Origin of the sequence: Janibacter sp. DB-40, from assembly GCF_029510815.1 — a bacterium.
Lineage (GTDB): Bacteria > Actinomycetota > Actinomycetes > Actinomycetales > Dermatophilaceae > Janibacter.
In genome coordinates this window covers 2539601-2563819 of record NZ_CP120360.1, presented here as the reverse complement: position 1 = coordinate 2563819, position 24219 = coordinate 2539601, and the positions used below count along the sequence as shown (strand labels likewise).

The window sequence follows — 24219 nt, the reverse complement described above, 5'->3', positions numbered from 1 at the left end:
CTCGGTGCGGGCCCTTCGCCGTCTCCTCCGGGAGGGTCAGCCGAGCCAGCCGACGCGGGTGACGAGCAACGCGTAGCCGACGAAGGCCACGACGTCGATGACCCAGTGGGCGATGATCATCGGCGCGGTGCGGCGGACCCTGAGGTAGACCGCGCCCAGCAGCAGCCCCATGGCGACGTTGCCGACGAAGCCACCCAGGCCTTGGTAGAGGTGGTAGCTGCCGCGGACGAGGGCGCTGACGACGACGATGGTGACGGGCGACCAGCCGGCCTCGCGCCACCGGGTGAAGAGGTAACCGAGCATGATGACCTCCTCGAGCACGGCGTTCTGGCCGGCGGCGAGGACGAGCACGGGGATGGTCCACCACACGGTCGTCAGGTCGGCCGCGGCGACCGTGGTGTTCAGGTCGAGGGCACGGGCGCCGAGGTAGAGGCCGAGGCCGGGGATGCCGATCACGGCGGCGAGCGCGAGGCCCTGGCCGAGGTCGCGCAGGGGGGCGTCCCGGTCGAGCCCGATGAGCCGGCCGGGGTGGGGGTGCTGACGGGCGAGCAGGTGCAGGGCCAGGACGACGGGGACCAGCGCGAGCCCGATCCCGACGAGCTGGTGGGTCAGGTCGAGCCACGGACGGTCCGGAGTGACCGACTGGTTCATCGCCGTCACCTGGCCCGAGAGCGACTCCTGCTCGGTGAACTTGCGGGCGAGCGACAGCGCCGACCACAGGGCCGAGGCCCCGAGCGAGACGCCGAGGACGAGGACCGACTCGGTCAGCGCGGTCCGGGGGAGAGGTGCCCGGAGGGCTCCGCGCTCTCGGTGGCTGCCAGCATGTCCCCACTCTAGGGATGCCGGCGCGTGCGGCGGACGGCCCCGCAGCCGGGGGACGGGCGAAGGGGGGAGGGGCGCCCGCGTGACGGGTACCGTGACCGCAATGAGCGCGAAGGAGAACTCCGGCCTGTCGCCGAGGATGCAGCGGATCCTCGAGGCCGCGACGCGGGTCGTGGCCGCACGGGGCATGCGCGGCCTGACGCACCGCGCCGTCGACGCCGAGGCAGGGCTGCCCCAGGGAAGCACCTCGGGCTACCTGCGCACCCGCATGGCGCTCGTGACCGCCCTGACGGAGTTCATCGCGGCCGGTCTCATCGACAGCGTCGAGGTCCTGGCCGGTCAGCAGCAGGCGGGGGAGGACGACGAGGCGCTCATCGAGAACGCCCTGGACGTCTTCGCCGGCTGGTTGCGCGAACCCGACGCCCTGATCGCCAAGGCCGAGCTCGCCCGGGAGGTGGCGCGCGAGCCGGAGATCGCCGCGGCGATGGAGCCGGCCCGGGCGCGCATCGAGGGCATCGTGGGCCAGATCCTCACCCTCGCCGGGGTCGACGACGTCCCGACCGCGGCGCAGGCGATCATCGCCGCGATGGAGGGCGTGCTCAATGCCGCGCTCCTGCGTCCGGAGGGTGAGCGCGAGGCCTTCGTGCGCGGCGTCGGCCGCCGCATCATCACCGCCTTCATCCCGCAGGGGTGACCGGCTCCCGCTGGGCGGCCGCCCCCTTCGCACCTGCTTGGGCTCTTGCGGGGTGTCCGGTCCGTCCCCTGTTGCGCCTGCCCGGGCTCGCGCGAGGTCGCGGGGCGTGGGTATGGGCTGGGAACCTAGGATGAGCAACCATGAAGGTTCTCTCCTCCGTCGCCTGGCCGTATGCCAACGGTCCCCGCCACCTCGGTCACGTCGCCGGCTTCGGGGTGCCCTCGGACGTCTTCAGCCGCTACATGCGCATGGCCGGCCACGACGTGCTCATGGTCAGCGGGTCGGACGAGCACGGCACCCCGATCCTCGTGCTCGCCGACAAGCAGGGAACCACCGCGCGCGAGCTCGTCGACGTCCACCACTCGACGATCGCCCACGAGCTGTCCGACCTGGGCTGCTCGTACGACCTCTACACGCGCACCACGGCACGCAACCACTACCGGGTGGCCCAGCACATGTTCGAGCAGTGCCGGGCGAACGGCTACTTCATCGAGCAGACGCAGCAGGTCGCGATCGACCCGCGCACGGGCCGGACGCTGCCGGACCGCTACATCGAGGGCACCTGCCCGATCTGCGGGTACGACGAGGCCCGCGGCGACCAGTGCGACAACTGCGGCAACCAGCTCGAGCCGAGCGACCTGGTGGACCCGCGCAGCAAGATCGACGGCTCCACCCCGCAGTTCGGCGAGACCGAGCACTTCTTCCTCGACCTGCCGTCCCTGGCCGACGCGCTGCGCGTGTACCTCGAGGGCCGCGAGGCGACGGGCACGTGGCGGCCCAACGTCATCCGCTTCAGCCTGAACATCCTCGACGACATCCGCCCGCGGGCGATGACCCGCGACATCGACTGGGGCATCCCGCTGCCCGGCGACCTCGGGGAGAAGTACCCGACGAAGCGCTTCTACGTCTGGTTCGACGCCGTCATCGGCTACCTGTCGGCGTCGATCGAGTGGGCCCGCCGCCAGGGCGACCCCGACCTGTGGCGCCAGTGGTGGAACGATCCGGAGGCCCTCTCCTACTACTTCATGGGCAAGGACAACATCACCTTCCACTCCCAGATCTGGCCGGCGGAGCTGCTCGCCTACGCCGGCAAGGGGACGAAGGGGGGTTCCCCCGGCGAGTACGGGGAGCTGAACCTGCCGACCGAGGTCGTCTCGAGCGAGTTCCTCACGATGGAGAGCAGGGCCTTCTCCTCCAGCCGGGGTCACGTCATCCACGTGCGGCACGTGCTCGAGAACTACGGCCCGGACGCCCTGCGCTACTACATCTGCGCGGCCGGCCCGGAGAACCACGACGCGGACTTCACGTGGCCGGACTTCGTCCAGCGCAACAACTCCGAGCTCGTCGGCGGCTGGGGCAACCTCGTCAACCGCACGGCGTCGATGGTGGCCAAGAACTTCGGCGAGATCCCGCAGCCGGGACCGCTCGAGGAGGTCGACGAGGCCGTCCTCGCCCGGGTGCGTGACGCCTTCGACGAGGTCGGCGGTCTGCTCGGACGGCACCGCCAGAAGGCGGCCCTGGCCGAGGCGATGCGCGTCGTCGGCGACGTCAACAAGTACGTCACCGACACCGAGCCCTTCCGCCTGAAGGGCGACGACCAGCGCGAGCGGCTCGCGACGGTCCTGCACACGCTGCTCCAGTGCGTCAGCGACTGCAACCTGCTGCTCGCCCCGTTCCTCCCGCACGCGGCCAACCGGGTCCACGCGGTGCTCGGCGGCTCCGGCGAGCTCGTGCCGATGCCGCGTGTCGACGCGGTGGAGGACCTCGACGGGGGGCCCGGCTACGAGATCATCACCGGTGACTACACCGGCTTCCCCGCCTGGGAGAGCACCCCGGTGACGACCGGGACGGCGATCGCCAAGCCGACGCCGGTCTTCACCAAGCTCGACCCCGAGGTCGTTGTCGCGACCGAGCGCGCGGCCATGGCGGGGGAGGCCTGATGGGAGGGCGAGGCGTCGTGCCCGCGCGACCCGACCCCCTTCCCGTCGCGGTCGTCGACAACCACACCCACCTGGACATCCGGCGTCGGGACGTCCCCGACGCCATCGCCCCCGACGCTCCCGACGAGCGCACCACCGAGGACGTGGCGGCGGCCCTGGCCGAGGCCGCGTCGGTCGGCGTCGACCGGGTCGTCCAGGTCGGCTGCGACCTCGAGGGCGCGCGTTTCACCGTCGACCAGGTCGACCGCCACCCGGGCATGCTCGGCGCGATCGCGTTGCACCCCAACGAGATCCCGGCGCTCGCCGAGGCCGGCCGGCTCCAGGCCGCGTGGGACGAGATCGAGCGGCTGTCCGCGCACCCGCGCATCCGCGCGATCGGGGAGAGCGGCCTCGACCACTTCCGCACCGGGCCGGAGGGCCACGCGGTGCAGGAGGAGTCCTTCCGCTGGCACATCGACCTGGCCAAGCGCACCGGCAAGCCGCTGCAGATCCACGACAGGGACAGTCACGAGGACGTGCTGCGCGTCCTGGCCGAGGAGGGTGCTCCCGAGGTGACCGTGCTGCACTGCTTCAGCGGTGACGTCGCGATGGCGCGGGAGTGCATCGACCGCGGCTACCTGCTCTCCTTCGCCGGCACCGTGACCTTCAAGAGTGCGCGTGACCTGCGTGAGGCGCTCGCGATCGCACCGCTGGACCAGGTGCTGGCCGAGACCGATGCGCCCTACCTCACGCCGGCCCCCGAGCGGGGCAACGCGAACGCGCCGTACCTGTTGCCGCACACCGTCCGTGGCATGGCGCAGGCCCGCGGAGTGGACGTCCCGACGATGTGCCGGGCGGTCTCCGACAACGCCGCGCGAGTGTACGGACCGTGGTGACGTGCGTCGCGTCCGTTACCAAAAATTGACCTGAGCGTTTCCTGTCAGGCATTGTGGTGCGCCGTTGGCCGGGACCGGTTCCCCTGAAGTACTCGCCGACACCGGACCCGCCACTCACTGGGGGGATCCTGTGCGAGCACGCCGGAGCCCGGGAAGAGCTATCAATCGGAGCACAGTGAGTTCACTCGCCATCCGCCGCATCACCCAGGCCGGCGTCGTCGGGACCCTCGCGCTCGGCGTCTCCGGCGTCGTCGCCATGGACAAGTCCGTCGCACTGTCCGTCGACGGCGAGAAGTCGACCGTGCACGCCTTCGGCGGCACCGTGGGTGACGTCCTCGACAAGCAGGGCATCGACATCAAGAAGCACGACGTCGTCACGCCCTCGGTGGACACCCCCGTCGAGAACGACCAGACGATCGTCGTCCGGTACGGCCGCAAGCTGACCCTGACCGTCGACGGCCAGGAGCGCACCTACTGGACGACCGCCACCACCGTCGGCGAGGCGCTGAAGGAGCTGGGCATCCGCGGTGGCGAGGACGCGAAGCTGTCCGCCTCGCGCAGCCAGTCCATCGGTCGCCAGGGGCTCGAGCTGAAGGTCAACACCCCCAAGGGCGTCACCTTCGTCGTCGCGGGCAAGAAGTCGACGGAGACCGTCACCGGGGGCACCGTCGAGGCGGCGCTGAAGGAGGCGGACATCGCGTTCGACTCCGACGACAAGCTCAAGCCCGGCGCGGACGCCCGCCTCAGGGACGACATGACGGTCACGCTCGACCGCATCGAGCGCAAGACCACGACGAAGAAGCAGTCGATCCCCTTCGAGACGAGGATCAAGAAGGACTCCTCGGTCCTCGAGGGGACGCGCACGGTCGAGCGCGAGGGCGAGAACGGCAGCGAGACCCTCACCCTGAAGGTCACCTACGAGAACGGTGACGTGGTCCGCACCAAGGAGACCGACAGCAAGGTCACCGCGAAGCCGGTCGCGAAGATCGTCGTCGTCGGCACCAAGGACAAGCCCGAGCCGAAGCCGGAGCCGGCCCCGGAGCCCGAGCCCGCCCCGGAGCCGAGCTCCTCCAGCACGAGCTCGTCCTCGTCGAGCTCCTCCAGCAGCTCGAGCTCCTCCAGCTCGTCCGGCGCCGGCCTCGACCTGTCGCGCGCCGCCATGTGGGACCGGATCGCCCAGTGCGAGTCGACCGGCAACTGGTCGATCAACACCGGCAACGGCTACTACGGCGGTCTGCAGTTCGACATCCAGACCTGGCTCGGTGCCGGCGGAGGCGACTTCGCGCAGCGCGCCGACCTGGCCTCGCGCGCTGAGCAGATCACCGTGGCCAACCGCGTCTACGCCGACCGTGGGACGCAGCCGTGGGGCTGCGCGCACGCGGCCTGACCCCCCTTCGAGACGCTTGCTGCGCAAGCTCCTCAGGGGCGGCGCACACCCGACCCCCGGACCTCGCTGGTCCGGGGGTCCGCTCCTGTCCCGACGCCCTCCCGAGCACGCATAGAGTCCACCCCATGAGCACCGACCCCACCACCCCCGGCGAAGGGGGGCGTCGTGGCCTGCTCGGGGCGGGCGCCGTGCGTGAGCTGGCCGACCGTCTCGGGGTGCGGCCGACGAAGCAGTGGGGGCAGAACTTCGTCGTCGACGCCAACACCGTCCGCCGGATCGTGCGCGCCGGTCAGGTGACCGGTCAGGACCACGTCGTCGAGATCGGCCCCGGGCTGGGCTCGCTGACGCTCGCGCTGCTGGAGACCGCCGGCCGCGTCACCGCCGTCGAGGTCGACCCGGTCCTCGCCGGGGCGCTCCCGGACACGGTCGCGCAGTTCGCGCCGGACGCGGCGGAGCGGCTCGAGGTCGTCCACGGCGACGCCATGACCGTGACCGAGCTGCCGGGGCCGCCTCCGACCGCGCTCGTGGCCAACCTGCCGTACAACGTCTCCGTGCCGGTCGTGCTGCGCTTCCTCGAGCTCTTCCCGTCGATCGAGCGCGTGCTGGTCATGGTCCAGCTCGAGGTGGCCGAGCGGCTCGCAGCCGCCCCCGGGAGCAAGGTGTACGGAGTTCCGAGCGTCAAGGCCGCCTGGTGGACCCGGGTGCGGCTGGCGGGCAAGGTGCCGCGGAGCGTCTTCTGGCCCGTGCCCAACGTCGACTCGGGCCTCGTCTCGCTGGTGCGGCACGCGCCGCCGGAGACGAGCGCCACCCGCGAGCAGGTCTTCGCCGTCGTCGACGCCGCCTTCGCCCAGCGCCGCAAGACGCTGCGGGCGGCCCTGCGCGGTATCGCCGGCTCCGGCGAGGTGGCCGAGGAGGCCCTCGTCGCGGCGGGGATCGACCCGCGCACTCGCGGGGAGCAGGTCGACGTCGCCGGCTTCGCCCGGATCGCCGCCGAGCTCATGGCTAGGGTGACGACATGACCTCTCCGCTCGAGACGCCCATGGCCGTGACCGTGCGTGCTCCCGCGAAGATCAACCTCGAGCTCTTCGTCGGCCCGAGGGGTGAGGACGGCTACCACGCCCTGGCGACCGTGTACCAGGCCGTCAGCATCCACGACGAGGTCACTGCCGCCTACGCCGACGAGTGGGGCTGCTCGGTCTCCGGGCGCGACGCCGACCGGGTCCCGACCGACGAGAGCAACCTCGCCCTCAAGGCCGCCCGTGCGCTCGCGGAGCGCACCGGCGGGCAGGACCCCGTCCACCTGTCGATCCGCAAGGAGATCCCCGTGGCCGGGGGCATGGCCGGCGGCTCCGCCGACGCCGCCGCGGCGCTGATCGCCTGCGACGCGCTGTGGGAGACCGGCCTGTCCAGGGAGCAGCTGGAGGAGGTCGCGGCCGATCTCGGCAGCGACGTCCCCTTCCTCCTGCACGGGGGCACCGCCGTCGGCTCCGGCCGCGGCGAGGTGATCACGGCCGTGCTGGCGAAGGGGGCCTACCACTGGGTCTTCGTCCCGTCCGTCGACACGGGGCTGTCCACTCCGGCCGTCTACCGCGCCTTCGACGAGCGGAGGGCCGGGACGACCATCGAGGACCCGGCCCCGAGCGCCGCCCTGATGAGCGCCCTGCGCGCCGGCGACCCGGTGGCGTTGGCGCCGGTGCTGGACAACGACCTGCAGCCCGACGCGATCGACCTGCGTCCCGACATCGGCGAGGTCATCGAGGCCGCGATGGGCTTCGGTGCGCTCGCCGCGATCGTCTCCGGCTCCGGCCCGACGGTCGCGGTCCTCGCCGAGTCGACGGAGGGCGCGATCGACCTCGCGGTCTCGCTGACCGCCTCCGGCGTGGCCGGTGACATCCTGCGCGCCACCGGCCCGGTGGCCGGCGCCCACATCATCCCGACGACACGAGTCTGATGGCCAACCTCATCTCCGTCGAGCGCGCACGCCTGACGCTCGGCACCGCACACATCCTCGACGACGTCTCGCTCGGCCTCGGTGAGGGCGACCGGGTCGGCATCGTCGGCCGCAACGGTGGCGGCAAGTCCACCCTGCTCCAGGTCCTCGCCGGCCAGCGCGAGGTCGACGACGGGCGGGTGACCTTCGGCGGGCACGTCCGCGTCGGCATGCTCACGCAGGCCGACACCCTCGACCCCGAGGCCAGCGTCGCGCAGGTCGTCCTCGGCGGCCGGGCCGAGCACGAGTGGGCCGGCGACGCGCGCATCCGCGATGTCCTCACCGGCCTCCTCGGCGGCCTCGAGGCGCCTGCCCTGGGCGGGCTCGACGCCCGCATCGGCCCGATGTCCGGGGGCGAGCGGCGGCGGCTCGCCCTGGCCAAGGTCCTCGTCGACGACCCCGAGGTGCTGCTGCTCGACGAGCCGACCAACCACCTCGACGTCGAGGGCGTCGCCTGGCTGGCCGAGCACCTCGTGAACCGCTGGGCGCGGCCGGACCGGTCGCTCGCGACGATCACCCACGACCGCTGGTTCCTCGACGCGGTGGCCGAGCGCACCTGGGAGGTCGTCGAGGGACGGGTCGAGCAGTACGAGGGCGGCTACGCGGCCTACGTGCTGGCCAAGGCCGAGCGCGAGCGCATCGCCCGGGTCACCGCCGAGCGACGCAACAACCTGCTGCGCAAGGAGCTGGCCTGGCTGCGGCGCGGCCCACCCGCGCGCACCAGCAAGCCGAAGTTCCGCATCGACGCCGCCAACGCCCTCATCGAGGACGAGCCGCCGCCACGCGACGGGGTCGAGCTCGTCCGCTTCGCCACGACGCGGCTGGGCAAGGACGTCATCGACCTGCTCGACGCCTCCCTGCAGCTGGGCGAGCGCGAGCTGCTCTCCCGGATCACGTGGCACCTCGGCCCGGGCGACCGCATCGGGATCGTCGGTGTCAACGGCGCCGGCAAGTCCACCCTCCTGCGCGTGCTCTCCGGGGAGATCCCGCTGACCTCCGGCAAGCGCAAGCAGGGCCTGACCGTGCGCGTCGGCCACCTCACCCAGGAGGTCGGGGAGCTCGAGCGCTTCGTCGACCGCACCGTCATCGAGGCGGTCGAGGACGTGCGCAAGGTGACGATGCTCGGCAACAAGGAGGTCAGCGCCTCCCACCTGGCCAAGCGGCTCGGCTTCTCCGGCGGGCGCCAGCAGACCCGGGTCCGCGAGCTCTCCGGTGGTGAGCGGCGCCGCCTGCAGATCCTGCGGCTGCTCATGGACGAGCCCAACGTCCTCCTCCTCGACGAGCCGACCAACGACCTGGACATCGAGACCCTGACCCAGCTCGAGGACGTGCTCGACGGCTGGGCCGGCACCCTGCTCGTCGTCAGCCACGACCGCTACCTCCTCGAGCGGCTCTCCGACCGCCAGATCGCCCTCCTCGGCGACGGCCGCATCCGCGACCTGCCCGGGGGAGTGGAGCAGTACCTCCGGCTGCGCGCGCAGATGCCTGCGGTGACCACGGCGAAGGGGGGAGCAGCGCCCCCTTCGCCCGCACCGGCGGAGCCGGAGGTCGACCCCGCCGCCCAGCGGGAGGCCCGCAAGGCCATGGCGCGCGTGGAGAAGCAGCTGACCAAGCTCAGCGAGCGCGAGGAGAGGCTGCACCACGAAATGGCCGACGCCGTGCACGACCACGAGCGGCTGGCCGAGCTCAATGCCACGCTCGGGGAGCTGGCCCAGGAGAAGGAGATGCTCGAGCTGGAGTGGCTGGAGGCCGCCGAGCTCGTCGGCTGAGTCAGCCCTCGAAGGGCGCGAGCAGACGGCGCAGGGCACCGGTGAGGGCGAGGCGCTCGTCCGCCGGCATCGAGGCGAGCAGCTCGCGCTCGCGGGTGAGGAGGTCGGCCATCGCGGCGTCGACGCGCTCCTGGCCCTCGCGGGTCAGCTGCACGATGACCCCGCGCCGGTCGGTCGGGGAGGGCAGGCGGGCGACCCATCCCTTCGTCGCCAGGCGGTCGATGCGGTTGGTCATCGTCCCGGAGGTCACGAGCGTCTCCTGCACGAGGCGACCGGGGGAGAGCTGGTAGGGGTCGCCGGCGCGGCGTAGGGCGGAGAGCACGTCGAACTCCCAGCCCTCGAGCGAGTGCTGGGCGAAGGCGTTCATCCGGTCGAGGTCGAGGAGCCGCGCCAACCGGGAGACGCGCGAGAAGACGTGCAGCGGCTCGGTGTCCAGGTCGGGTCGCTCGCGGTGCCAGGCCTCGACGATGGCGTCGACGTCGTCCGCGGGGTCGTGGCGGCTGCTCATCCCTGAACTGTACCCATCATCGTGAATCTTGACGTCGAAGTATGTTGCCCACCACCCGTCGTGGGTGTGGTGGTGGCGGCTAGGCTCGCGGGCACCATTCCTCAGGAGGCGAACATGGCAGTGACGTGGGACCCGAGCCGGTACGGGCAGTTCTCCAGCGAGCGGACCCGTCCCTTCGAGGACCTGATGGCCAGGGTGCGTGCCGAGGACCCCGGACTCGTCGTCGACCTCGGCTGCGGTCACGGGCCGACGACGCTCTCCCTCGCGCAGCGGTGGCCCGACGCCCGGGTCGTCGGGGTCGACAGCAGCCCGGAGATGCTCTCGGCCGCCCGCGAGCTCGACACCGACGGACGGGTCGAGTGGGTCGAGGCGGATTTGGCCCACTGGGACATCACCGAGCTCGGCGCGGCCCCGGACGTCATCGTGACCAACGCTGCGCTGCAGTGGGTCCCGCGCCACCTGCCCCTCATCGAGGGCTGGCTCGAGGCGCTCGCGCCCGGCGGCTGGTTCGGGATGCAGGTCCCGGGCAACTTCGACGCTCCGACCCACGCGTTGATGCGTGAGACGGCGGTCGCGCACGCGCGCAGCGGCGAGCTGGAGGCGGCGAGCACGCGCTACGGCGCCGGTGAGCCGGCGACCTACCTCCAGATAATCAGCGCGCACGGCCTGGCCGTCGAGGCGTGGGAGACGACGTACACGCACGTGCTCGACCCGGAGGGCAGGAGCGACAACCCGGTCCTGGACTGGGTGAGCGGGACCGGCCTGAAGCCGATGCTCGACGTCCTCGACGAGGGCGAGGAGCGCGACGAGTTCATCGCCACCTACGCCGAGAAGGTCCAAAAGGCCTACCCGCGTACCCCGGCCGGAGTGCTGCTGCCCTTCCGTCGGGTCTTCGCCGTCGGGCGCAAGCCGTGAGCGTCGTCGGTCTGCACCACGTCCAGATCGCTTGCCCGTCCGGTAGCGAGGACGACCTGCGTGGCTTCTACGGTGACCTCCTCGGCATGCCCGAGATCCGCAAGCCGCCGGTCCTCGCTGCCCGTGGCGGCGTGTGGTTCGAGGCGGGCGACCGGCAGCTGCACTGCGGTGTCGAGGCGGACTTCCGGCCGGCGCGCAAGGCGCACCCGTGCTTCCTCGTCGAGGACGTTGATGCGGTGGCGAAGGGGGTGACCTCCGCCGGCGGCGAGGTCTGGTGGGACGACTCCATCCCCGGTGTCCGGCGCTTCCACACCGACGACCCGGTGGGCAACCGGGTGGAGCTGCAGCAGTCCTGACTAGCGGTGGGTGCGCAGGTCGGGCTCGGTCTCGAGGCCGCCCAGGCCGTTCCACGCGAGGTTGACCACGTGGGCGGCCACCTCCTCCTTGGCGGGGGTGCGGGTCTCGAGCCACCACTGTCCGGTGAGGGAGAGCATCCCGACGAGCATCTGCGCGTACATGGGTGCGTGCGTCGTGGCGATCGAGCGACGCTCGAAGGCGTCGGAGAGCATGTGCGACACCTGGGCGGCGACGTCGGAGAGCAGTGACGCGTAGGTGCCGGTGGGCGCGGTCCCGGAGACGTCCCGCACGAGGATGCGGAAGCCGTCGGGTGAGCTCTCGATGTAGTCCAGGAGGGCGAGTGCGGCCCGCTCCAGCGTCACGCGCTCGCTGCCGTCCGGGACCAGCGCGACGGTCACCGCATCGGTCAGCGCCCGCAGCTCACGATCGACGACGACGGCGTAGAGCCCCTCCTTGCCGCCGAAGTGCTCGTACACGATCGGCTTGGACACCTCGGCCGCTGCGGCGACCTCCTCGACGGAGGTGCCGTCCACCCCCTTCGCCGCGAAGGTCCGACGCCCCACGGCCACGAGCTGCTCGCGTCGCGCCGCCCCCGTCATGCGTGCTCGCCGTGGGCGCTCGACGTCCTCGTGTTCGGTCATGGACCCATTGTCCGTGACCGGCGCTGCACGCGCGTGGACTACCCTGTCCCGTGCCGCCGATGGGCGGCGTTCCCCGGTTGGTCTGTCGGCAGGGCCCGCCTGACTTTGAATCAGGACAAGCGACGTAGGTTCGACTCCTACCCGGGGAGCAGGTGTCAGCAGAGCCGAACTGCCTCGCCCCGATCGGTCGGTGCGGCCGTGGAACGGACGTAGCCTCAAGGTGAAGGCAATGCCCCGCAGGGTGGGGCAGAGGAGGGCATCCTGATGTCCCGAGACACCGCGTTCGACTCTTCCGACCATGCGACCCGGCCAGGCGGGGCCGCATCGAGCGGGTCTCCTCGGATGTTCGCGTGTGGTCTGTTCACACTCGCCGCCGTGCTCCTCGTGAACACGGTTGTCGGCCCGCTCGGTACCGAGATCATCCGGCACCCGGTCAGCGGGACACTGCTGAACCAAACCATCGGCCTGGAAGTGGTCACCCTCGGCCTCGTCGTACCGCTCACCCTGATCGCCGGTCTGGTGGCGCTACGAGGAGGTGCTGCGGCACCGTTCCTTGGTTTCGGGCCAGCGGCCTACAGCGCCTACATGTTCGTGCAGTACGTCCTGGGCCCCGAGTATGCCGGTTACACCAGCACGGTCCTCTTCCACACCGTCATCGTCACCCTGTCCGGTGCCCTCGGCGTGTGGGCGTGGGTCCTGGCATCTCGGCAGTCATTGCCGCAGCTGACCAACCGCAGGCGGCGCGCCTCCGGAGTGATCCTGCTGCTGCTCGGGTCGTTCATCATCACGCGTTACCTGCCCGTCCTCCTGGGCGGGGCGTTGCCGTCGGAGTTCGCCGACGCGCGCACCTTCTTCTGGACCATCTTCCTGCTCGATCTCGGAGTCGTCGTACCGGCGACCTTGGTGGCGGGCCTCGGACTGCTCCGCGGCACACGTCTCGCACACACGGCCCTGTACGGGCTGATGGGGTGGTACGCGGTGGTCCCCCCGAGCGTGGCCGCGATGAGCGCCACCATGGTCATCAACGACGACCCCCACGCTGTGCCCGGTCAGGCAATCATGTTCGGCGTGGTCGCCGTCCTCTTCGCGGGCCTCGCCGTGTGGGTCTTCCTGCCCTTGCTTCGCCCTCACCCAACCGCTCGTCAGCTGACACACACGGCCTGGTTCGAATGACTGCCCCACACGCTGCCCCGCACTCCGATGCCCGTGGCGCCGGGGAAGCGGGGGCGGTCGTGCTGTGGTGGCTCCCGGTCGGTGCCGGTGGGCATGTCGTCCGGCACACGAGCCGGTGGTGGGAGCTGGTCGACGCGTGTCGCGCGCACAGGGCACCGCAACCGCTCTTCCACGCCGCGCTGGAAGCATCGACCGACGGGCACCGCTACATCATCGAGATGGCTCCCCAATGGGCAGGGCCGAAGGACGAGGACCGAGGGGTCGTGGTGACCGGTCCCGTTGGGCTGCGAGTGCTCGGCCGATCGAGCCTCTTCCGCTACGAAGTGCGGTGTTGGCGCGACGGCACCCTCCCGGACCGGGAGTGGGCCGTGGGCGGCCCCGTCACCGTCGCCGACGACGAAGGGACCGCACGATCACTACTTCGACACACCCGCGAGGTCCCCGCGCTGACCTGGGGGCGGCAGGTACCGCCGACGAAGGACATGTGGAACTCGAACTCGCTGGTCTCCTGGTTGCTCCGGGTTTCTGGGGTTCCCCTCGCCGGCCTGTCCCCTCCAACGGGTGGGCGGGCCCCCGGCTGGGCCGCCGGACTCGCACTCGCGGCGGGCGAGCGCGCCGGACCGACCGATTGACACGTGAGGCAGGGCGACGCCAAATGGTCCGGTGAGCGCACCGCACGCAGTCGTCCTCGTCGAGGGCAACAGTGACCGGGCGGCCCTGCACGCCCTCGCCCGGCGCCTGGGGCGTGACCTGGCGGGCGAGGGAGTCGAGGTCGTCGCCATGGGCGGCATCGGCAACGTCCGCACGTTCGCGACGACGTACGGGCCGCGCGGACTCGATGTCCGCCTCGCCGGCCTCTACGACATCGGCGAGAAGCGGCAGCTGCGGGTGGGGCTCGCAGCCGCTGGCGTCACGCGCGAGCGTGAGATCGACGCCTTGGCAGCGGTCGGCTTCCACGCCTGCATCGTTGACCTGGAGGACGAGCTCGTGCGCTCCCTCGGAGTCGGGCATGCCGTGGCGGTGGTCGAGAAGGCGGGGGAGGGTCGCTCCCTGCGTCGTCTCGCGCACATGCCGGAGCACCGTGGACGACCCACCGGAGCGGTGCTGCGACGATTCCTCTCGGCGCAGTCGGGACGCAAGGCCAAGTACGCCGAGCTCTTCGTCGAGGCCATGGAGCTCGACGAGGTGCCCGAACCGCTCATGGCCGTGCTCGATCGCGCGTGAGCGCAGCGATCGAGGTCACCGGCGCGTGTCCCAGGCGCCGGCGCGCATCACGTCCGTGACCCCGAGATCGTCGTCGAGGACGACGAGGTCAGCACGCGCACCCGCCCGGATCTCGCCGACGTCGGTCAGGCCCAACGCCGCTGCCGGAGCCCGGGTGGCGGCGTCCACGGCCTGCTCGAGCGTGAAGCCGCTGGCCACGCTGTGCCGCACCGCTCCCGCCATGGTCAGCGTGGATCCCGCGATGGCGCCCGAGGGCGTGCGGGCGACCCCGTCGCGCACCTGCACGTGGATGGGCCCGAGGTGGTAGTCACCGTCGTCCGCTGCGGCAGCACCCATCGCGTCCGTCACGAGCATGATCCGCTCGGGTGCGGCCGCGCGGGCCAGGCGCAGCATCGCCGGGTGCACGTGGACGCCGTCGGAGATCAGCTCGATCCACACGCGCTCGTCCTCGAGCAGGGCCGCGATCGGTCCGGGCCGGCGGTGGTGCAGCCCGCGGATCTGGTTGAAGAGGTGCGTGGCCACGGTGGCGCCCGCGTCGATCGCCTCGCGCGCCTGCTCCCACGTCGCGTCGGTGTGGCCGATCCCGACGACCACCCCCGCCTCGCGGATGCGACGCACCGCGTCGATCGCGCCGTCGAGCTCTGGCGCCACCGTGACCATCCGCACGGTCCCGTCACCCGCCGCAAGCAGCCGGTCCACCTCCCGGCGCGAAGGGGGCCGCACCAGTGTCGGCTCGTGGGCACCGCAGTAGTCGCGGGACAACCAGGGCCCCTCGAGGTGGATCCCGGCGAGCAGTCCGTCCCGCACGAGCTCGCCGAGGGACCGCACCGCGCGCTCCAGCTCGTCGCCCTCGTCCGTCACCAGACTGGCGACGAGGCTCGTCGTGCCGTGCCGCAGGTGCGCCGCGGCCACGCGCCGCGCCTCGGCCGGATCGCCGACGGTGAACGAGGCGCCGCCACCGCCGTGGCAGTGCACGTCGACGAAGCCGGGGACGAGGGTCCCCGACAGGTGGCGTGGCTTCGACGCTGCGGCCGTGGACGGCCTTCGCTCCTGACCCGTCGGGGGAGGTGCGGGGGACCCCCCTTCGCCCAGATCGACGAGGCGATCCCCCTCCACGCGCACCCACCCCGGGGCAAGGACCTGCCCCGGGGTGACGATGCGGTCCGCGGTGAGGATCACGCGCTGTCGTCCGCCGTGACGATGGACTCCTGGTCCTCGTCCTCGCGACCGGGGGTCTTGAGGTTCCACTTGCGGATGACGAACCGGAAGAGGACGTAGTAGACCACGGCGTACGCGAGGCCGATGGGGATGATCAGGAGCGGCTGCGTGGCGATGTTGTAGTTCAGCAGGTAGTCGAAGAGGCCCGCCGAGAAGCCGAACCCGTCCTTGATGCCGAGCGCATTCGTCAACGCGAGTGACGACCCGGTGAGCAGCGCGTGGATGACGTAGAGCGGCCACGCGACGAACATGAAGGCGAACTCCAGCGGCTCGGTGACACCGGTGAGGAAGGACGTCAGGGCCGCCGAGAACATGATGCCGCCGACGACCTTCTTCTGCATCGGCCGAGCCTCGTGGTAGATCGCCAGGGCCGCCGCGGGGAGGGCGAACATCATGATCGGGAAGAAGCCGGTCATGAAGGCCCCGGCCGTCGGGTCGCCGCTGAGGAAGCGCTCGATGTCGCCGGTGACCGTGCTGCCGTCCGGCGTGGTGAAGGAGCCGATGAGGAACCACGGCGGGTTGTTGAGCACGTGGTGCAGACCCAGCGGGATGAGCAACCGGTTGAGCGTGCCGTAGACGAAACCGCCGAGCACCGAGTTCTCCGTCACCCACTCGCCGACGGCGGTGAGCCCGGTGTCGAAGGGGATGTAGAGGAAGCTCATCGGGACGGAGATGATGATGGCGACCGTGGCCGTGATGATCGGCACGAACCGCCGCCCACCGAAGAAGGCGAGGTAGGACGGCAGCTTGATCCGGTGGTACCTCTGCCACAGCCACGCCGCGACCAGTCCCATGACGATGCCGCCGAGGACCCCGAAGTTGACCAGGGCCTGCTCCTCTCCCTCTGCGGCCTGACCAAGGACCGTGGGCGACATCGCGTCGCCGACACCCTTGAAGACCAGGTAGCCGACGACCGCGGCCAGTGCCGTGGAGCCGTCGGCCTTGCGGGCCATGCCGATCGCGATGCCGACGGCGAAGAGGAGTGGCAGATTGTCGAAGAGTGCGCCACCGGCCGCTCCGACGACGGCCGCCACGCGCTCCCATCCCAGACCGTCCGCGCCGAGCATGTCCGGCTGGCCGAGCCGCAGCAGCAGGGCCGCCGCGGGCAGCGCGGCGATCGGCAGCATGAGGCTGCGACCGAACTTCTGCAGTGGGGCGAGGTTCATCTTCCTGCGGCCGGGCTTGTCCCCCGGCACCTCCATGGAGCCGTCTGCTGTGGTCACGGCGTTGATCCTTCCTGTGGCGCCGGCGTTGGGAGGTCGTCCCGGCTCAACGACATGTGGATCTGGTACCGGTCGCCGCGGTAGCGGGACACGACGTGCTCGACCGGTCGCCCCCGGCTGGTGGACAGGCGGCGGAAGACGAGGAGAGGCGTGTGGTCGGGGGCGTCGAGGAGGTCGGCGGTCCGGAGGTCGGCGACCTCGCCCCACAGGGTCTGCTCGGCCGCGTCGATGACGATGCCGTACCGGTCGGCGAGGAGCGCGTAGAGCGAGTCCCCGAGCGGGTGGGCGTCCAGGTTCGGCAGCAGACTGCCCGAGTACCAGCTGTGCTCGAGGGCGATCGGCTGCCCGTCCGCGAGACGGAGACGGTCGACGCGCCACGCCGGGCCCGGACCGAGGAAGTCGGCGACCTCGGTGGGGGCCTCCTCCCGGGACAGCCCGAGCAGACGACTGGACGGTTCGAGACCACGACGACGCATGTCCTGGCTGAAGCTGGCCAGGTGCAGCCGGCTCTCCAGCCGGGGGCGCGCGACGAAGGTGCCCTTCCCGTGGACGCGGTGCAGCAGACCGTCGGCGATCAGGGCCTCGATGGCCCGTCGCACGGTGGCGCGGGAGACGTCGTAGGTGGCCATCAACTCGCGCTCGGAGGGGATCGCCGATTCCGGGCCGAGCCCGGCGGCGTGGTCGGCCAGCCGGTCGCGCAGCTGTGCGTGCTTCGGTCGGGCGCCGGTGAGCCTCTCCCGGGACACTTCCGCTCACCTCGCCTCGTTGGTACGGTCTGGTCCGTACCAGTGAGGATCCATGGCGGGGAGGACGGTGTCAAGCACTTCCGGGTGCTGGCCACGGACACCCGGTCCGACGGACACTGAGGCACCAACGAGAGGAAGCATCATGGCCAGCAAGGCGGAGCAGATACTCGCCGCACTCGGCGGGGCGGACAACATCATCGAGATCGAGCCGTGCATCACGCGGCTGCGGACCGAGGTGCACGACGGGTCGAAGGTCGACCAGTCCGCCCTCAAGGCCGCGGGCGCCCACGGCGTCATGGCCCAGGGCCAGGTCGTCCAGGTCGTCGTCGGTCCCGAGGCGGACAACCTGGCCGATGACATCGAGGACCTGATGTGAGCGACGTGCTCGCACCTTGCGCAGGCCGCGTCCTGCCGGTGACCGACTGCGTCGACCCGGTCTTCGCCGGACAGCTCGTCGGGCCCGGCGTCGTCATCGACCCACCTGACGGCGAGACCACCGTGACCTCACCGATCGAAGGCACGGTCGTGAAGGTCCACCCGCACGCCTTCGTCGTCGCCGGTGGTGCGACCGGGGTCCTCGTCCACCTGGGGATCAACACCGTGCGCCTCGAGGGGCGCGGCTTCGAGGTGCACGCCACCCAGGGCGCGAGGGTCACCGCCGGCGATCCGATGGTCACCTGGGATCCTGCCGCGCTCCCGGACGAGGTTGCCGGAGAGGCGATCTCGCGCCAGGTGCCCGTCGTGGTGCTGGACGTCCCGGCCGACTCGCTCGACCTCTCGGCCCTGCCGGAGAAGGTCGGCGGGGGAGACGTGCTCTTCACCACGGAGTAAGTTCCAACATAAAACCAACTGCATATCTATTTACTTGTGTGGTTTTCGCTTCTAGAGTGGTGTGCACCACCACCACTCGGGCGCCCGGCGCGCCCACGGGACGAAGGAGTCCAGGGCGATGTACGCACCGGAACGCCAGCAGCGCATCCTCGAGGTCGCGCGTGCGCAGGGCCGCGTCGAGGTGCTCGCCCTCTCCGCCGACCTGGGGGTGACGACCGAGACCGTCCGACGCGACCTGACCGCGCTCGAGCGTCGAGGCGCCGTGCGTCGTGTCCACGGGGGAGCACTGCCCGTCGAGCGCCTCGAGGTCGAGCCCCCGCTCGCGACCCGCACGAGCCGCAATGCCGAGGCCAAGCGCCGCATCGCCGCCCGGGCGCTCGACGAGGTGCCCTCCGAGGGCACTGTCCTCCTCGACGGCGGCACCACGACCAGGGCGCTGGCCGAGCTGCTCCCCGACCGCTCGGGACTGACGGTCGTCACCAACTCGATCGACACCGCTGCCGTCCTTCAGTCGCACGAGCACACCGACCTCTACGTCCTCGGCGGCCGCGTCCGCGGTCGGACCGGTGCGACCGTCGGTGACTGGCTCGTCTCCGCACTCGCCGATGTCTGCGTCGACGTCGCGCTCATCGGCGCGAACGGCTACTCCCCGTCTCGCGGGATGACCACCCCCGACCAGGCCGAGGCCGTGGCCAAGCGCACCATGGTCCGTGCCGCCCGGCGGACCGTCGTCCTCGCGGACTCGACCAAGGCCGGGGACGACCACTTCCACCGCTTCGCCGACACGGAGTCGATCGATCTGCTCGTCACCGACACGGACCTGGACGACGACACCGCGGCCGAGCTCGCCGCCGAGGGCATGGCGGTGGTGCGGGCATGATCATCACGCTCACCCCCAACCCCAGCATCGACCGCACGGTCGCCTTCACCGAGCTGCACCGCGGCGCCGTCAACAGGGCCGTGTCGAGTCGCGTCGACCCGGGCGGCAAGGGAGTCAACGTCGCCAGGGCCCTGACCGCCAACGGCGTCGCAGCGACGGCCGTCCTGCCGGTCGGCGGACCGGAGGGGCACCTCATGGAGAAGCTCCTCACCGATGCCGGCGTGGACCGGCTCGGAGTTCCGATCCACCAGTCGATCCGCCTGAACGTCACCGCCGTCGAGCCCGACGGGACGACGACCAAGCTGAACGAGCCCGGTCCGCGCCTCGACGAGGAGGAGCTGCGTCTGCTCCTCAAGGCGGTCACGACGGGCGTCGAGTCCGCCGTGGGCGGGGACGTGTGGGTCGTGGCCTGCGGTTCGCTCCCGCCCGGCGCGCCGGAGGACCTGTACGCACGGCTCGTACGGTCCGCCCGCGAGGCCGGAGCGAAGGTCGCCGTGGACTCCTCGGGTGCCCCCCTTCGTCCTGCGGTGGCTGCCTCGCCCGACCTGATCAAGCCCAACCGGGTCGAGCTCGAGGAGCTGGTCGGGACGAGCCTGACCACACTCGGTGAGGTCGTCGACGCAGCCGCCGGCCTCGTCCGCGGTGGCGTCGGCGTGGTCGCCGTCAGCCTCGGCCGCGACGGAGCCGTGCTCGTCGACGGTGACACGGCCGTGCACGCCCACGCCTCGATCGAGCGTCCCCGCTCGACCGTCGGCGCCGGCGACTGCATGCTCGCCGGCCTGCTCCACGGCCTGTCCACCGGAGCCGACGCCGCGAGCGCACTGCGCACCGGGGTCCTGTGGGGAGCCGCGGCCGTGCGGCTGCCCGGCAGCCGGGTCCCCGGCCCCGCCGACCTCGACGGCATCCCCGCCACCCTGACCACGACTCCCGACCGCTCCCTCGCCGTCCGCGACTGAGCACCCCCCTGAAAGGACCCGAGATGGCGCTGATCAACGAGGCCCAGGTCGTGCTCGACCTGGCCGCACCGGACCGGCACGCGGCCACGCGCGTGCTCGCCGAGACGCTGGCGAGCACCGGACGTGCGACGGACGTCGAGGCCTTCCTCGACGACGTGCGTGCCCGTGAGGAGAAGATGGCCACCGGGCTGCCCGGAGGCATCGGCATCCCGCACGCCCGCAGCGCTGCGATCACGGAACCCTCCCTCGTCTTCGGTCGGCCCACCGAGGGGATCGACTGGGGCGCCAAGGACGGCCCGGCCACGCTCGTCTTCCTCATTGCCGCCCCCGAGAGCGGCGGGGACGCGCACATGCAGATGCTGCCCAAGCTCGCCAAGGCGTTGATGGACAAGGAGTTCCGCGCATCGCTCGAGGCGGCGAGCACACCGGCGGAGGTCGTCGAGATCGTCAACTCCCGCGTCTCGCTGGACGAGGAGCCGGCGAGCGAGGAGACGAAGGGGGCGACCGCCGGCCTGCACCTCGTGGCAGTCACCTCGTGCCCCACCGGGATCGCCCACACGTACATGGCGGCCGAGGCTCTGGAGGTCGCCGCCAAGGAGGCGGGGCACACCATCGCCGTGGAGACCCAGGGCTCGGCAGGCTCGACGCCCCTGTCGCGCAGCGAGATCGAGCGTGCCGATGCCGTGATCTTCGCCCACGACCTCGAGGTCCGGGACAAGGGACGCTTCGCCGGCAAGCCCACGATCGACGTGGGCGTGAAGAAGGCCGTGTCCGACGCCCCCGACCTGGTCGAGCGAGCAGCGACGGCCGCGCGCGACGGGTCGCACGTCCTGAGCGTCGGGTCGTCCGAGCAGCCGAGTCGCTCGGAGGGGGAGCACGAGCGTGCGTCGACGGCCACGAAGATCCGCCAGTGGCTCATGACCGGGGTCAGTTACATGATCCCCTTCGTCGCCGCGGGCGGCATCCTCATCGCGCTGTCCTTCATGCTCGCCCAGGTCGCGCTCGGTGAGCAGGGCGCCATCGAGATCACGAAGTACGCCCTGGGCGCCGAGGGCGAGTACGACGTCGCCAACAGCTTCAGCCTGCTCAGCCTCACCTCGTGGGCCGCGCTCCTGTACGTCATGGGCAGTGCCGCCTTCAGCTTCCTCGTGCCGATCCTCTCCGGCTACATCGCCTTCGGCATCGCCGACCGTCCCGGCCTCGTCCCCGGCATCGTGGGCGGCTGGATCGCCGCGACCATGGGCGCCGGCTTCCTCGGCGGTCTCGCCACCGGGTTCCTCGCCGGCTTCGTCGCCCGCTGGGTCTCCGGGTGGAAGGTGCACGCCGGCGTCCGCGGCGTCATGCCCGTGGTGGTCGTCCCGCTGCTGTCGACCTTCATCACCGCCGGGCTCTTCATCACCGTCCTCGGCCGTCCGATCACCTGGCTCATGGACAACCTCACCGAGGCGCTGCAGGGAATGGGCGGTACGAGCGCGCTCGTCCTCGGCCTCGTCCTCGGCGCGATGATGGGCTTCGACCTCGGAGGTCCGGTCAACAAGGTCGCCTACGTCTTCGCCACCACCGGGCTCACCGCGGCGGGCACGGCCACCGACGCGATCCAGCTGAAGGTGATGGCAGCGGTCATGGCCGCCGGCATGGTCGCCCCGCTCGCCATGGCCCTGGCGACGACCGTCCGACCGCGCCTGTTCTCCGAGCCGGAGCGCGAGAACGGCCGTGCCGCATGGCTCCTCGGCGCCTCGTTCATCTCGGAGGGGGCCATCCCCTTCGCCGCCGCAGACCCGATCCGGGTCATCGCCGGCTCCGTCGTCGGCTCGGCCGCCACCGGCGCGATCGCCCTCGCGGCCGGCGTCACCCTCCGCGCTCCCCACGGAGGCATCTGGGTGCTGCCCCTCATGGGCAACTTCCTGATGTTCGTCGTCGCCCTCGTCGTCGGGGTGCTCGTCATGACCGCCATCGTCGTCGCCCTCAAGACCATCGGCTCCCGCACGTCGTCCTCCGACGCCGGCGCGCAGCGGGTCGCTGCCTGACAGAGTGGGATCCCGGACGTCCCCGATGGACCCCGGGCGCCTGCCGATCACCACCACACCACCAGGAGAAACCATGGCCAGTCGCACCACCACCATCGCCTCGTCCGTCGGCCTGCACGCCCGCCCCGCCGCGCTCTTCGTCGAGCAGGCCAGCGAGTCGGGCCTCGACGTCGAGATCGCCCGCCCGGGCGAGGAGCCGGTCGACGCGACGAGCATCCTCGGCGTCATGGCGCTCGGCGCCAAGCACGGGGAGACGGTGGAGCTCACGGCGGAGGGCGAGGACGCGGATGCCGTCCTCGACGGGCTCGTCACCCTCCTCGAGACCGACCTCGACGCGCAGGAGTGAGTTCCATGGGCGAAGGGGGTCGCGGCACCTCCCGCGGGATCGGCGTCTCCCCGGGCAGCGCGTACGGCCCGGTGGTCCTCGTGGCCCCACCGGTCCGCGCGCCCGAGGGTGAGCCGGCGCCGAAGGACCCCGACGCGACCCTCGTCGAGGTGAAGGTGGCCTTCGAGGCGGTCGCCGTCGACCTCGAGGAGCGGGCCGGGCGTGCGGAGGACACCGCTGCCCAGATCCTCTCCGCCACCGCCCTCATCGCCCGCGACAAGAGCCTGCACAAGGCCGCCGGGAAGCACCTCACAGCGGGCAAGGGGCCGGCCAGCGCGATCGAGGCCGCGATCGAGGAGTTCGTCGTGCAGTTCGAGGCGCTCGGCGGCTACTTCGCCGAACGCGTCGCCGACCTGCGGGACGTGGGGGCGCGAGCCGTCGCGGCCGTCCTCGGCGTCCCGGCGCCGGGCGTGCCCTCGCTGACCGGCCCGAGCGTCATCGTCGCCGAGGACCTCGCGCCCGCCGAGACGGCCGTGCTCGACCGCGCACTCGTGCTCGCCATCGTCACCAGCGGCGGCGGGCGCACCAGCCACACCGCCATCCTCGCCGCACAGCGGGGCATCCCCGCGGTCGTCCAGTGCGAGGGTGCCCTCGCACTGCCCGCCGGGACCCCGGTGGCGGTCGACGGTGACACCGGGGCGGTGACGATCGAGCCGAGCGAGGCCTTCGTCGCCGACCTGGCGAGCCGCCGGGAGCGCCGGACCACTGCGCTGGCCGGCTCGTCCGGTCCGGGGCGCACCCTCGACGGCCACGGCGTGCCCCTGCTGGCCAACATCGGCGACGTGGAGGACGCGGTCGCCGCCGCCGCCGAGGACGTCGAGGGCGTGGGCCTCTTCCGTACCGAGTTCGTCTTCCTCTCGGCCGCCACGGCCCCGACCGTCGAAGAGCAGGCAGAGGTGTACCGCAGGGTCCTCACCCCCTTCGGCGATCGTCGTGTCGTCGTACGCACCCTCGACGCCGGCGCCGACAAGCCGCTCGCCTTCGCCGACCTCGGTCCGGAGGAGAACCCCGCCCTGGGGCGGCGCGGTCTGCGGCTGTCCGCCGAGCGCCCCGACCTGCTCGACTCCCAGCTCGCGGCCCTCGCCGTCGCGGCGACGGACACCGGCGCGGACGTGCGCGTGATGGCACCGATGGTGGCCACCGCCGAGGAGGCCGACTGGTTCGCCCGTCGCGTCCGCGAGCACGGGTTGGCCAAGGCCGGCGTGATGATCGAGGTGCCGGCCGCCGCGCTGCGCTCCCGGCACGTGCTCGCCGATGTCGACTTCGCGAGCATCGGCACCAACGACCTGTCCCAGTACACCCTGGCAGCGGACCGGATGCAGGGTGCGCTCTCCGACCTCCTCGACCCGTGGCAGCCCGCGGTCCTCGACGTCGTCGCCGCTGCGTGCGACGGGGGAGCGGTGACCGGGACCCCCATCGGCGTGTGCGGCGAGGCGGCCGGGGACCCGCTCCTGGCGCTCGTCCTGGTGGGACTCGGCGTCTCGAGCCTGTCGATGGCGCCCAGCAAGGTGGCTCTGGTCCGGTTCGCACTGTCCACGCACTCGCTGCCGGACTGCCAGCGGTTGGCCGCCGTCGCACGGGACGCCAGGACCGCCGCCGAGGCCCGGGCAACGGTGGCCGGGCAGGCGGCCGGGGAGCTGACGAGCATCCTGTGATGC

Annotated in this window: 25 protein-coding genes and 1 tRNA gene; 20 read left to right on the top strand and 6 right to left on the bottom strand. The window is 71.7% G+C overall.

Going from position 1 to position 24219, the window contains the following annotated elements; all coding sequences use genetic code 11:
* Positions 1 to 36: 36 nt before the first annotated feature.
* Positions 37 to 651: a CPBP family intramembrane glutamic endopeptidase gene (locus PVE36_RS12205; RefSeq protein ID WP_346780586.1), complete on the bottom strand. Its 615-nt coding sequence runs from the start codon at positions 649 to 651 to the stop codon at positions 37 to 39.
* A 274-nt stretch (positions 652 to 925) separates the two neighbouring features.
* On the opposite strand from PVE36_RS12205, the gene PVE36_RS12200 reads away from it, so the two are divergent.
* The 7 genes from PVE36_RS12200 to PVE36_RS12170 all read left to right on the top strand — a co-directional run bounded on the left by PVE36_RS12200 (position 926) and on the right by PVE36_RS12170 (position 9477).
* Positions 926 to 1516, top strand: a complete 591-nt coding sequence (locus PVE36_RS12200; protein ID WP_277452710.1) for a hypothetical protein — start codon at positions 926 to 928, stop codon at positions 1514 to 1516.
* A 140-nt stretch (positions 1517 to 1656) separates the two neighbouring features.
* On the top strand, positions 1657 to 3456 hold the full coding sequence (gene metG / locus PVE36_RS12195; RefSeq protein ID WP_277452709.1) for a methionine--tRNA ligase: 1800 nt from the start codon (positions 1657 to 1659) through the stop codon (positions 3454 to 3456).
* Positions 3456 to 4331, top strand: a complete 876-nt coding sequence (locus PVE36_RS12190) for a TatD family hydrolase (protein ID WP_277452707.1) — start codon at positions 3456 to 3458, stop codon at positions 4329 to 4331. Before metG ends, PVE36_RS12190 begins: the two co-directional genes overlap by 1 nt.
* Before the next feature lie 175 nt (positions 4332 to 4506).
* Positions 4507 to 5718 (top strand): resuscitation-promoting factor, encoded by a 1212-nt coding sequence (locus PVE36_RS12185; RefSeq protein ID WP_277452704.1) that lies wholly within the window; start codon positions 4507 to 4509, stop codon positions 5716 to 5718.
* A 125-nt stretch (positions 5719 to 5843) separates the two neighbouring features.
* Entirely contained in the window at positions 5844 to 6737 is an 894-nt protein-coding gene (gene rsmA, locus PVE36_RS12180; RefSeq protein WP_277452702.1) for a 16S rRNA (adenine(1518)-N(6)/adenine(1519)-N(6))-dimethyltransferase RsmA, read from the top strand.
* Positions 6734 to 7669: a 4-(cytidine 5'-diphospho)-2-C-methyl-D-erythritol kinase gene (locus PVE36_RS12175; RefSeq protein WP_277452701.1), complete on the top strand. Its 936-nt coding sequence runs from the start codon at positions 6734 to 6736 to the stop codon at positions 7667 to 7669. The genes rsmA and PVE36_RS12175 overlap by 4 nt, the downstream gene beginning before the upstream one ends.
* Entirely contained in the window at positions 7669 to 9477 is a 1809-nt protein-coding gene (locus PVE36_RS12170; protein ID WP_277452699.1) for an ABC-F family ATP-binding cassette domain-containing protein, read from the top strand. The genes PVE36_RS12175 and PVE36_RS12170 overlap by 1 nt, the downstream gene beginning before the upstream one ends.
* 1 nt (position 9478) lies before the next feature.
* Here the strand turns inward: PVE36_RS12170 and PVE36_RS12165 are convergent, their stop codons facing one another.
* Entirely contained in the window at positions 9479 to 9985 is a 507-nt protein-coding gene (locus PVE36_RS12165; protein WP_277452697.1) for a MarR family transcriptional regulator, read from the bottom strand.
* A gap of 114 nt (positions 9986 to 10099) precedes the next feature.
* On the opposite strand from PVE36_RS12165, the gene PVE36_RS12160 reads away from it, so the two are divergent.
* Positions 10100 to 10900: a methyltransferase domain-containing protein gene (locus PVE36_RS12160; RefSeq protein ID WP_277452696.1), complete on the top strand. Its 801-nt coding sequence runs from the start codon at positions 10100 to 10102 to the stop codon at positions 10898 to 10900.
* Positions 10897 to 11256 (top strand): VOC family protein, encoded by a 360-nt coding sequence (locus PVE36_RS12155; protein ID WP_277452695.1) that lies wholly within the window; start codon positions 10897 to 10899, stop codon positions 11254 to 11256. Before PVE36_RS12160 ends, PVE36_RS12155 begins: the two co-directional genes overlap by 4 nt.
* Here PVE36_RS12155 and PVE36_RS12150 read toward each other — a convergent pair whose 3' ends face one another.
* Complete coding sequence (locus tag PVE36_RS12150; RefSeq protein ID WP_277452694.1) at positions 11257 to 11898, bottom strand: TetR/AcrR family transcriptional regulator; 642 nt, start codon at positions 11896 to 11898, stop codon at positions 11257 to 11259.
* A 70-nt stretch (positions 11899 to 11968) separates the two neighbouring features.
* On the opposite strand from PVE36_RS12150, the gene PVE36_RS12145 reads away from it, so the two are divergent.
* The 4 genes from PVE36_RS12145 (at position 11969) to PVE36_RS12130 (ending at position 14295) form a co-directional block, all read left to right on the top strand.
* Positions 11969 to 12047, top strand: a tRNA-Gln gene (locus tag PVE36_RS12145).
* A gap of 115 nt (positions 12048 to 12162) precedes the next feature.
* Positions 12163 to 13071 carry a hypothetical protein gene (locus PVE36_RS12140; RefSeq protein WP_277452693.1) on the top strand — a complete coding sequence of 303 codons (909 nt, stop codon included), beginning with the start codon at positions 12163 to 12165 and terminating at the stop codon, positions 13069 to 13071.
* Positions 13068 to 13703, top strand: coding sequence for a hypothetical protein (locus PVE36_RS12135; protein ID WP_277452691.1), 636 nt, complete (start codon positions 13068 to 13070; stop codon positions 13701 to 13703). The genes PVE36_RS12140 and PVE36_RS12135 overlap by 4 nt, the downstream gene beginning before the upstream one ends.
* Before the next feature lie 31 nt (positions 13704 to 13734).
* Complete coding sequence (locus tag PVE36_RS12130; RefSeq protein ID WP_277452690.1) at positions 13735 to 14295, top strand: TOPRIM nucleotidyl transferase/hydrolase domain-containing protein; 561 nt, start codon at positions 13735 to 13737, stop codon at positions 14293 to 14295.
* A 15-nt stretch (positions 14296 to 14310) separates the two neighbouring features.
* Here the strand turns inward: PVE36_RS12130 and nagA are convergent, their stop codons facing one another.
* From nagA to PVE36_RS12115, 3 genes are read right to left on the bottom strand one after another with little or no spacing between them, the layout of a single operon-like run.
* The gene (gene nagA / locus PVE36_RS12125) at positions 14311 to 15474 is read right to left on the bottom strand and encodes an N-acetylglucosamine-6-phosphate deacetylase (protein ID WP_277452688.1); all 1164 of its coding nucleotides are present in this window, start codon (positions 15472 to 15474) and stop codon (positions 14311 to 14313) included.
* Positions 15471 to 16715, bottom strand: coding sequence for a PTS transporter subunit EIIC (locus tag PVE36_RS12120; protein ID WP_277455828.1), 1245 nt, complete (start codon positions 16713 to 16715; stop codon positions 15471 to 15473). The genes nagA and PVE36_RS12120 overlap by 4 nt, the downstream gene beginning before the upstream one ends.
* Before the next feature lie 17 nt (positions 16716 to 16732).
* Positions 16733 to 17482 (bottom strand): GntR family transcriptional regulator, encoded by a 750-nt coding sequence (locus tag PVE36_RS12115; protein ID WP_277452687.1) that lies wholly within the window; start codon positions 17480 to 17482, stop codon positions 16733 to 16735.
* 52 nt (positions 17483 to 17534) lie between these two features.
* Between PVE36_RS12115 and PVE36_RS12110 the strand changes: the two genes are divergently transcribed.
* The 7 genes from PVE36_RS12110 (at position 17535) to ptsP (ending at position 24216) form a co-directional block, all read left to right on the top strand.
* Entirely contained in the window at positions 17535 to 17858 is a 324-nt protein-coding gene (locus PVE36_RS12110; RefSeq protein WP_277452685.1) for a PTS glucose/sucrose transporter subunit IIB, read from the top strand.
* 5 nt (positions 17859 to 17863) lie between these two features.
* Positions 17864 to 18313 carry a PTS glucose transporter subunit IIA gene (locus PVE36_RS12105; RefSeq protein WP_277452683.1) on the top strand — a complete coding sequence of 150 codons (450 nt, stop codon included), beginning with the start codon at positions 17864 to 17866 and terminating at the stop codon, positions 18311 to 18313.
* A gap of 118 nt (positions 18314 to 18431) precedes the next feature.
* Positions 18432 to 19193, top strand: a complete 762-nt coding sequence (locus PVE36_RS12100) for a DeoR/GlpR family DNA-binding transcription regulator (protein ID WP_277452682.1) — start codon at positions 18432 to 18434, stop codon at positions 19191 to 19193.
* Positions 19190 to 20149 carry a 1-phosphofructokinase gene (gene pfkB, locus PVE36_RS12095; RefSeq protein WP_277452678.1) on the top strand — a complete coding sequence of 320 codons (960 nt, stop codon included), beginning with the start codon at positions 19190 to 19192 and terminating at the stop codon, positions 20147 to 20149. The genes PVE36_RS12100 and pfkB overlap by 4 nt, the downstream gene beginning before the upstream one ends.
* A 23-nt stretch (positions 20150 to 20172) precedes the next feature.
* Entirely contained in the window at positions 20173 to 22176 is a 2004-nt protein-coding gene (locus PVE36_RS12090; protein WP_277452676.1) for a fructose-specific PTS transporter subunit EIIC, read from the top strand.
* Positions 22177 to 22249: 73 nt separating this feature from the next.
* Entirely contained in the window at positions 22250 to 22522 is a 273-nt protein-coding gene (locus PVE36_RS12085) for an HPr family phosphocarrier protein (protein ID WP_277452674.1), read from the top strand.
* 5 nt (positions 22523 to 22527) lie between these two features.
* Entirely contained in the window at positions 22528 to 24216 is a 1689-nt protein-coding gene (gene ptsP, locus PVE36_RS12080; protein WP_277452673.1) for a phosphoenolpyruvate--protein phosphotransferase, read from the top strand.
* Positions 24217 to 24219: the final 3 nt, after the last annotated feature.

Bases quoted from the DNA above. Each gene is read 5' to 3' on its own strand.
- PVE36_RS12170 (WP_277452699.1), top strand. From the start codon at position 7,669: ATGGCCAACCTCATCTCCGTCGAGCGCGCACGCCTGACGCTCGGCACC.
- PVE36_RS12140 (WP_277452693.1), top strand. From the start codon at position 12,163: ATGTCCCGAGACACCGCGTTCGACTCTTCCGACCATGCGACCCGGCCA.
- PVE36_RS12090 (WP_277452676.1), top strand. From the start codon at position 20,173: ATGGCGCTGATCAACGAGGCCCAGGTCGTGCTCGACCTGGCCGCACCG.
- PVE36_RS12120 (WP_277455828.1), bottom strand. From the start codon at position 16,715: ATGGAGGTGCCGGGGGACAAGCCCGGCCGCAGGAAGATGAACCTCGCC.
- PVE36_RS12205 (WP_346780586.1), bottom strand. From the start codon at position 651: ATGAACCAGTCGGTCACTCCGGACCGTCCGTGGCTCGACCTGACCCAC.
- PVE36_RS12190 (WP_277452707.1), top strand. From the start codon at position 3,456: ATGGGAGGGCGAGGCGTCGTGCCCGCGCGACCCGACCCCCTTCCCGTC.
- PVE36_RS12160 (WP_277452696.1), top strand. From the start codon at position 10,100: ATGGCAGTGACGTGGGACCCGAGCCGGTACGGGCAGTTCTCCAGCGAG.
- PVE36_RS12110 (WP_277452685.1), top strand. From the start codon at position 17,535: ATGGCGGGGAGGACGGTGTCAAGCACTTCCGGGTGCTGGCCACGGACA.
- ptsP (WP_277452673.1), top strand. From the start codon at position 22,528: ATGGGCGAAGGGGGTCGCGGCACCTCCCGCGGGATCGGCGTCTCCCCG.
- PVE36_RS12165 (WP_277452697.1), bottom strand. From the start codon at position 9,985: ATGAGCAGCCGCCACGACCCCGCGGACGACGTCGACGCCATCGTCGAG.
- pfkB (WP_277452678.1), top strand. From the start codon at position 19,190: ATGATCATCACGCTCACCCCCAACCCCAGCATCGACCGCACGGTCGCC.
- PVE36_RS12175 (WP_277452701.1), top strand. From the start codon at position 6,734: ATGACCTCTCCGCTCGAGACGCCCATGGCCGTGACCGTGCGTGCTCCC.
- PVE36_RS12150 (WP_277452694.1), bottom strand. From the start codon at position 11,898: ATGACCGAACACGAGGACGTCGAGCGCCCACGGCGAGCACGCATGACG.
- PVE36_RS12100 (WP_277452682.1), top strand. From the start codon at position 18,432: ATGTACGCACCGGAACGCCAGCAGCGCATCCTCGAGGTCGCGCGTGCG.
- PVE36_RS12200 (WP_277452710.1), top strand. From the start codon at position 926: ATGAGCGCGAAGGAGAACTCCGGCCTGTCGCCGAGGATGCAGCGGATC.
- PVE36_RS12135 (WP_277452691.1), top strand. From the start codon at position 13,068: ATGACTGCCCCACACGCTGCCCCGCACTCCGATGCCCGTGGCGCCGGG.
- metG (WP_277452709.1), top strand. From the start codon at position 1,657: ATGAAGGTTCTCTCCTCCGTCGCCTGGCCGTATGCCAACGGTCCCCGC.
- PVE36_RS12085 (WP_277452674.1), top strand. From the start codon at position 22,250: ATGGCCAGTCGCACCACCACCATCGCCTCGTCCGTCGGCCTGCACGCC.
- rsmA (WP_277452702.1), top strand. From the start codon at position 5,844: ATGAGCACCGACCCCACCACCCCCGGCGAAGGGGGGCGTCGTGGCCTG.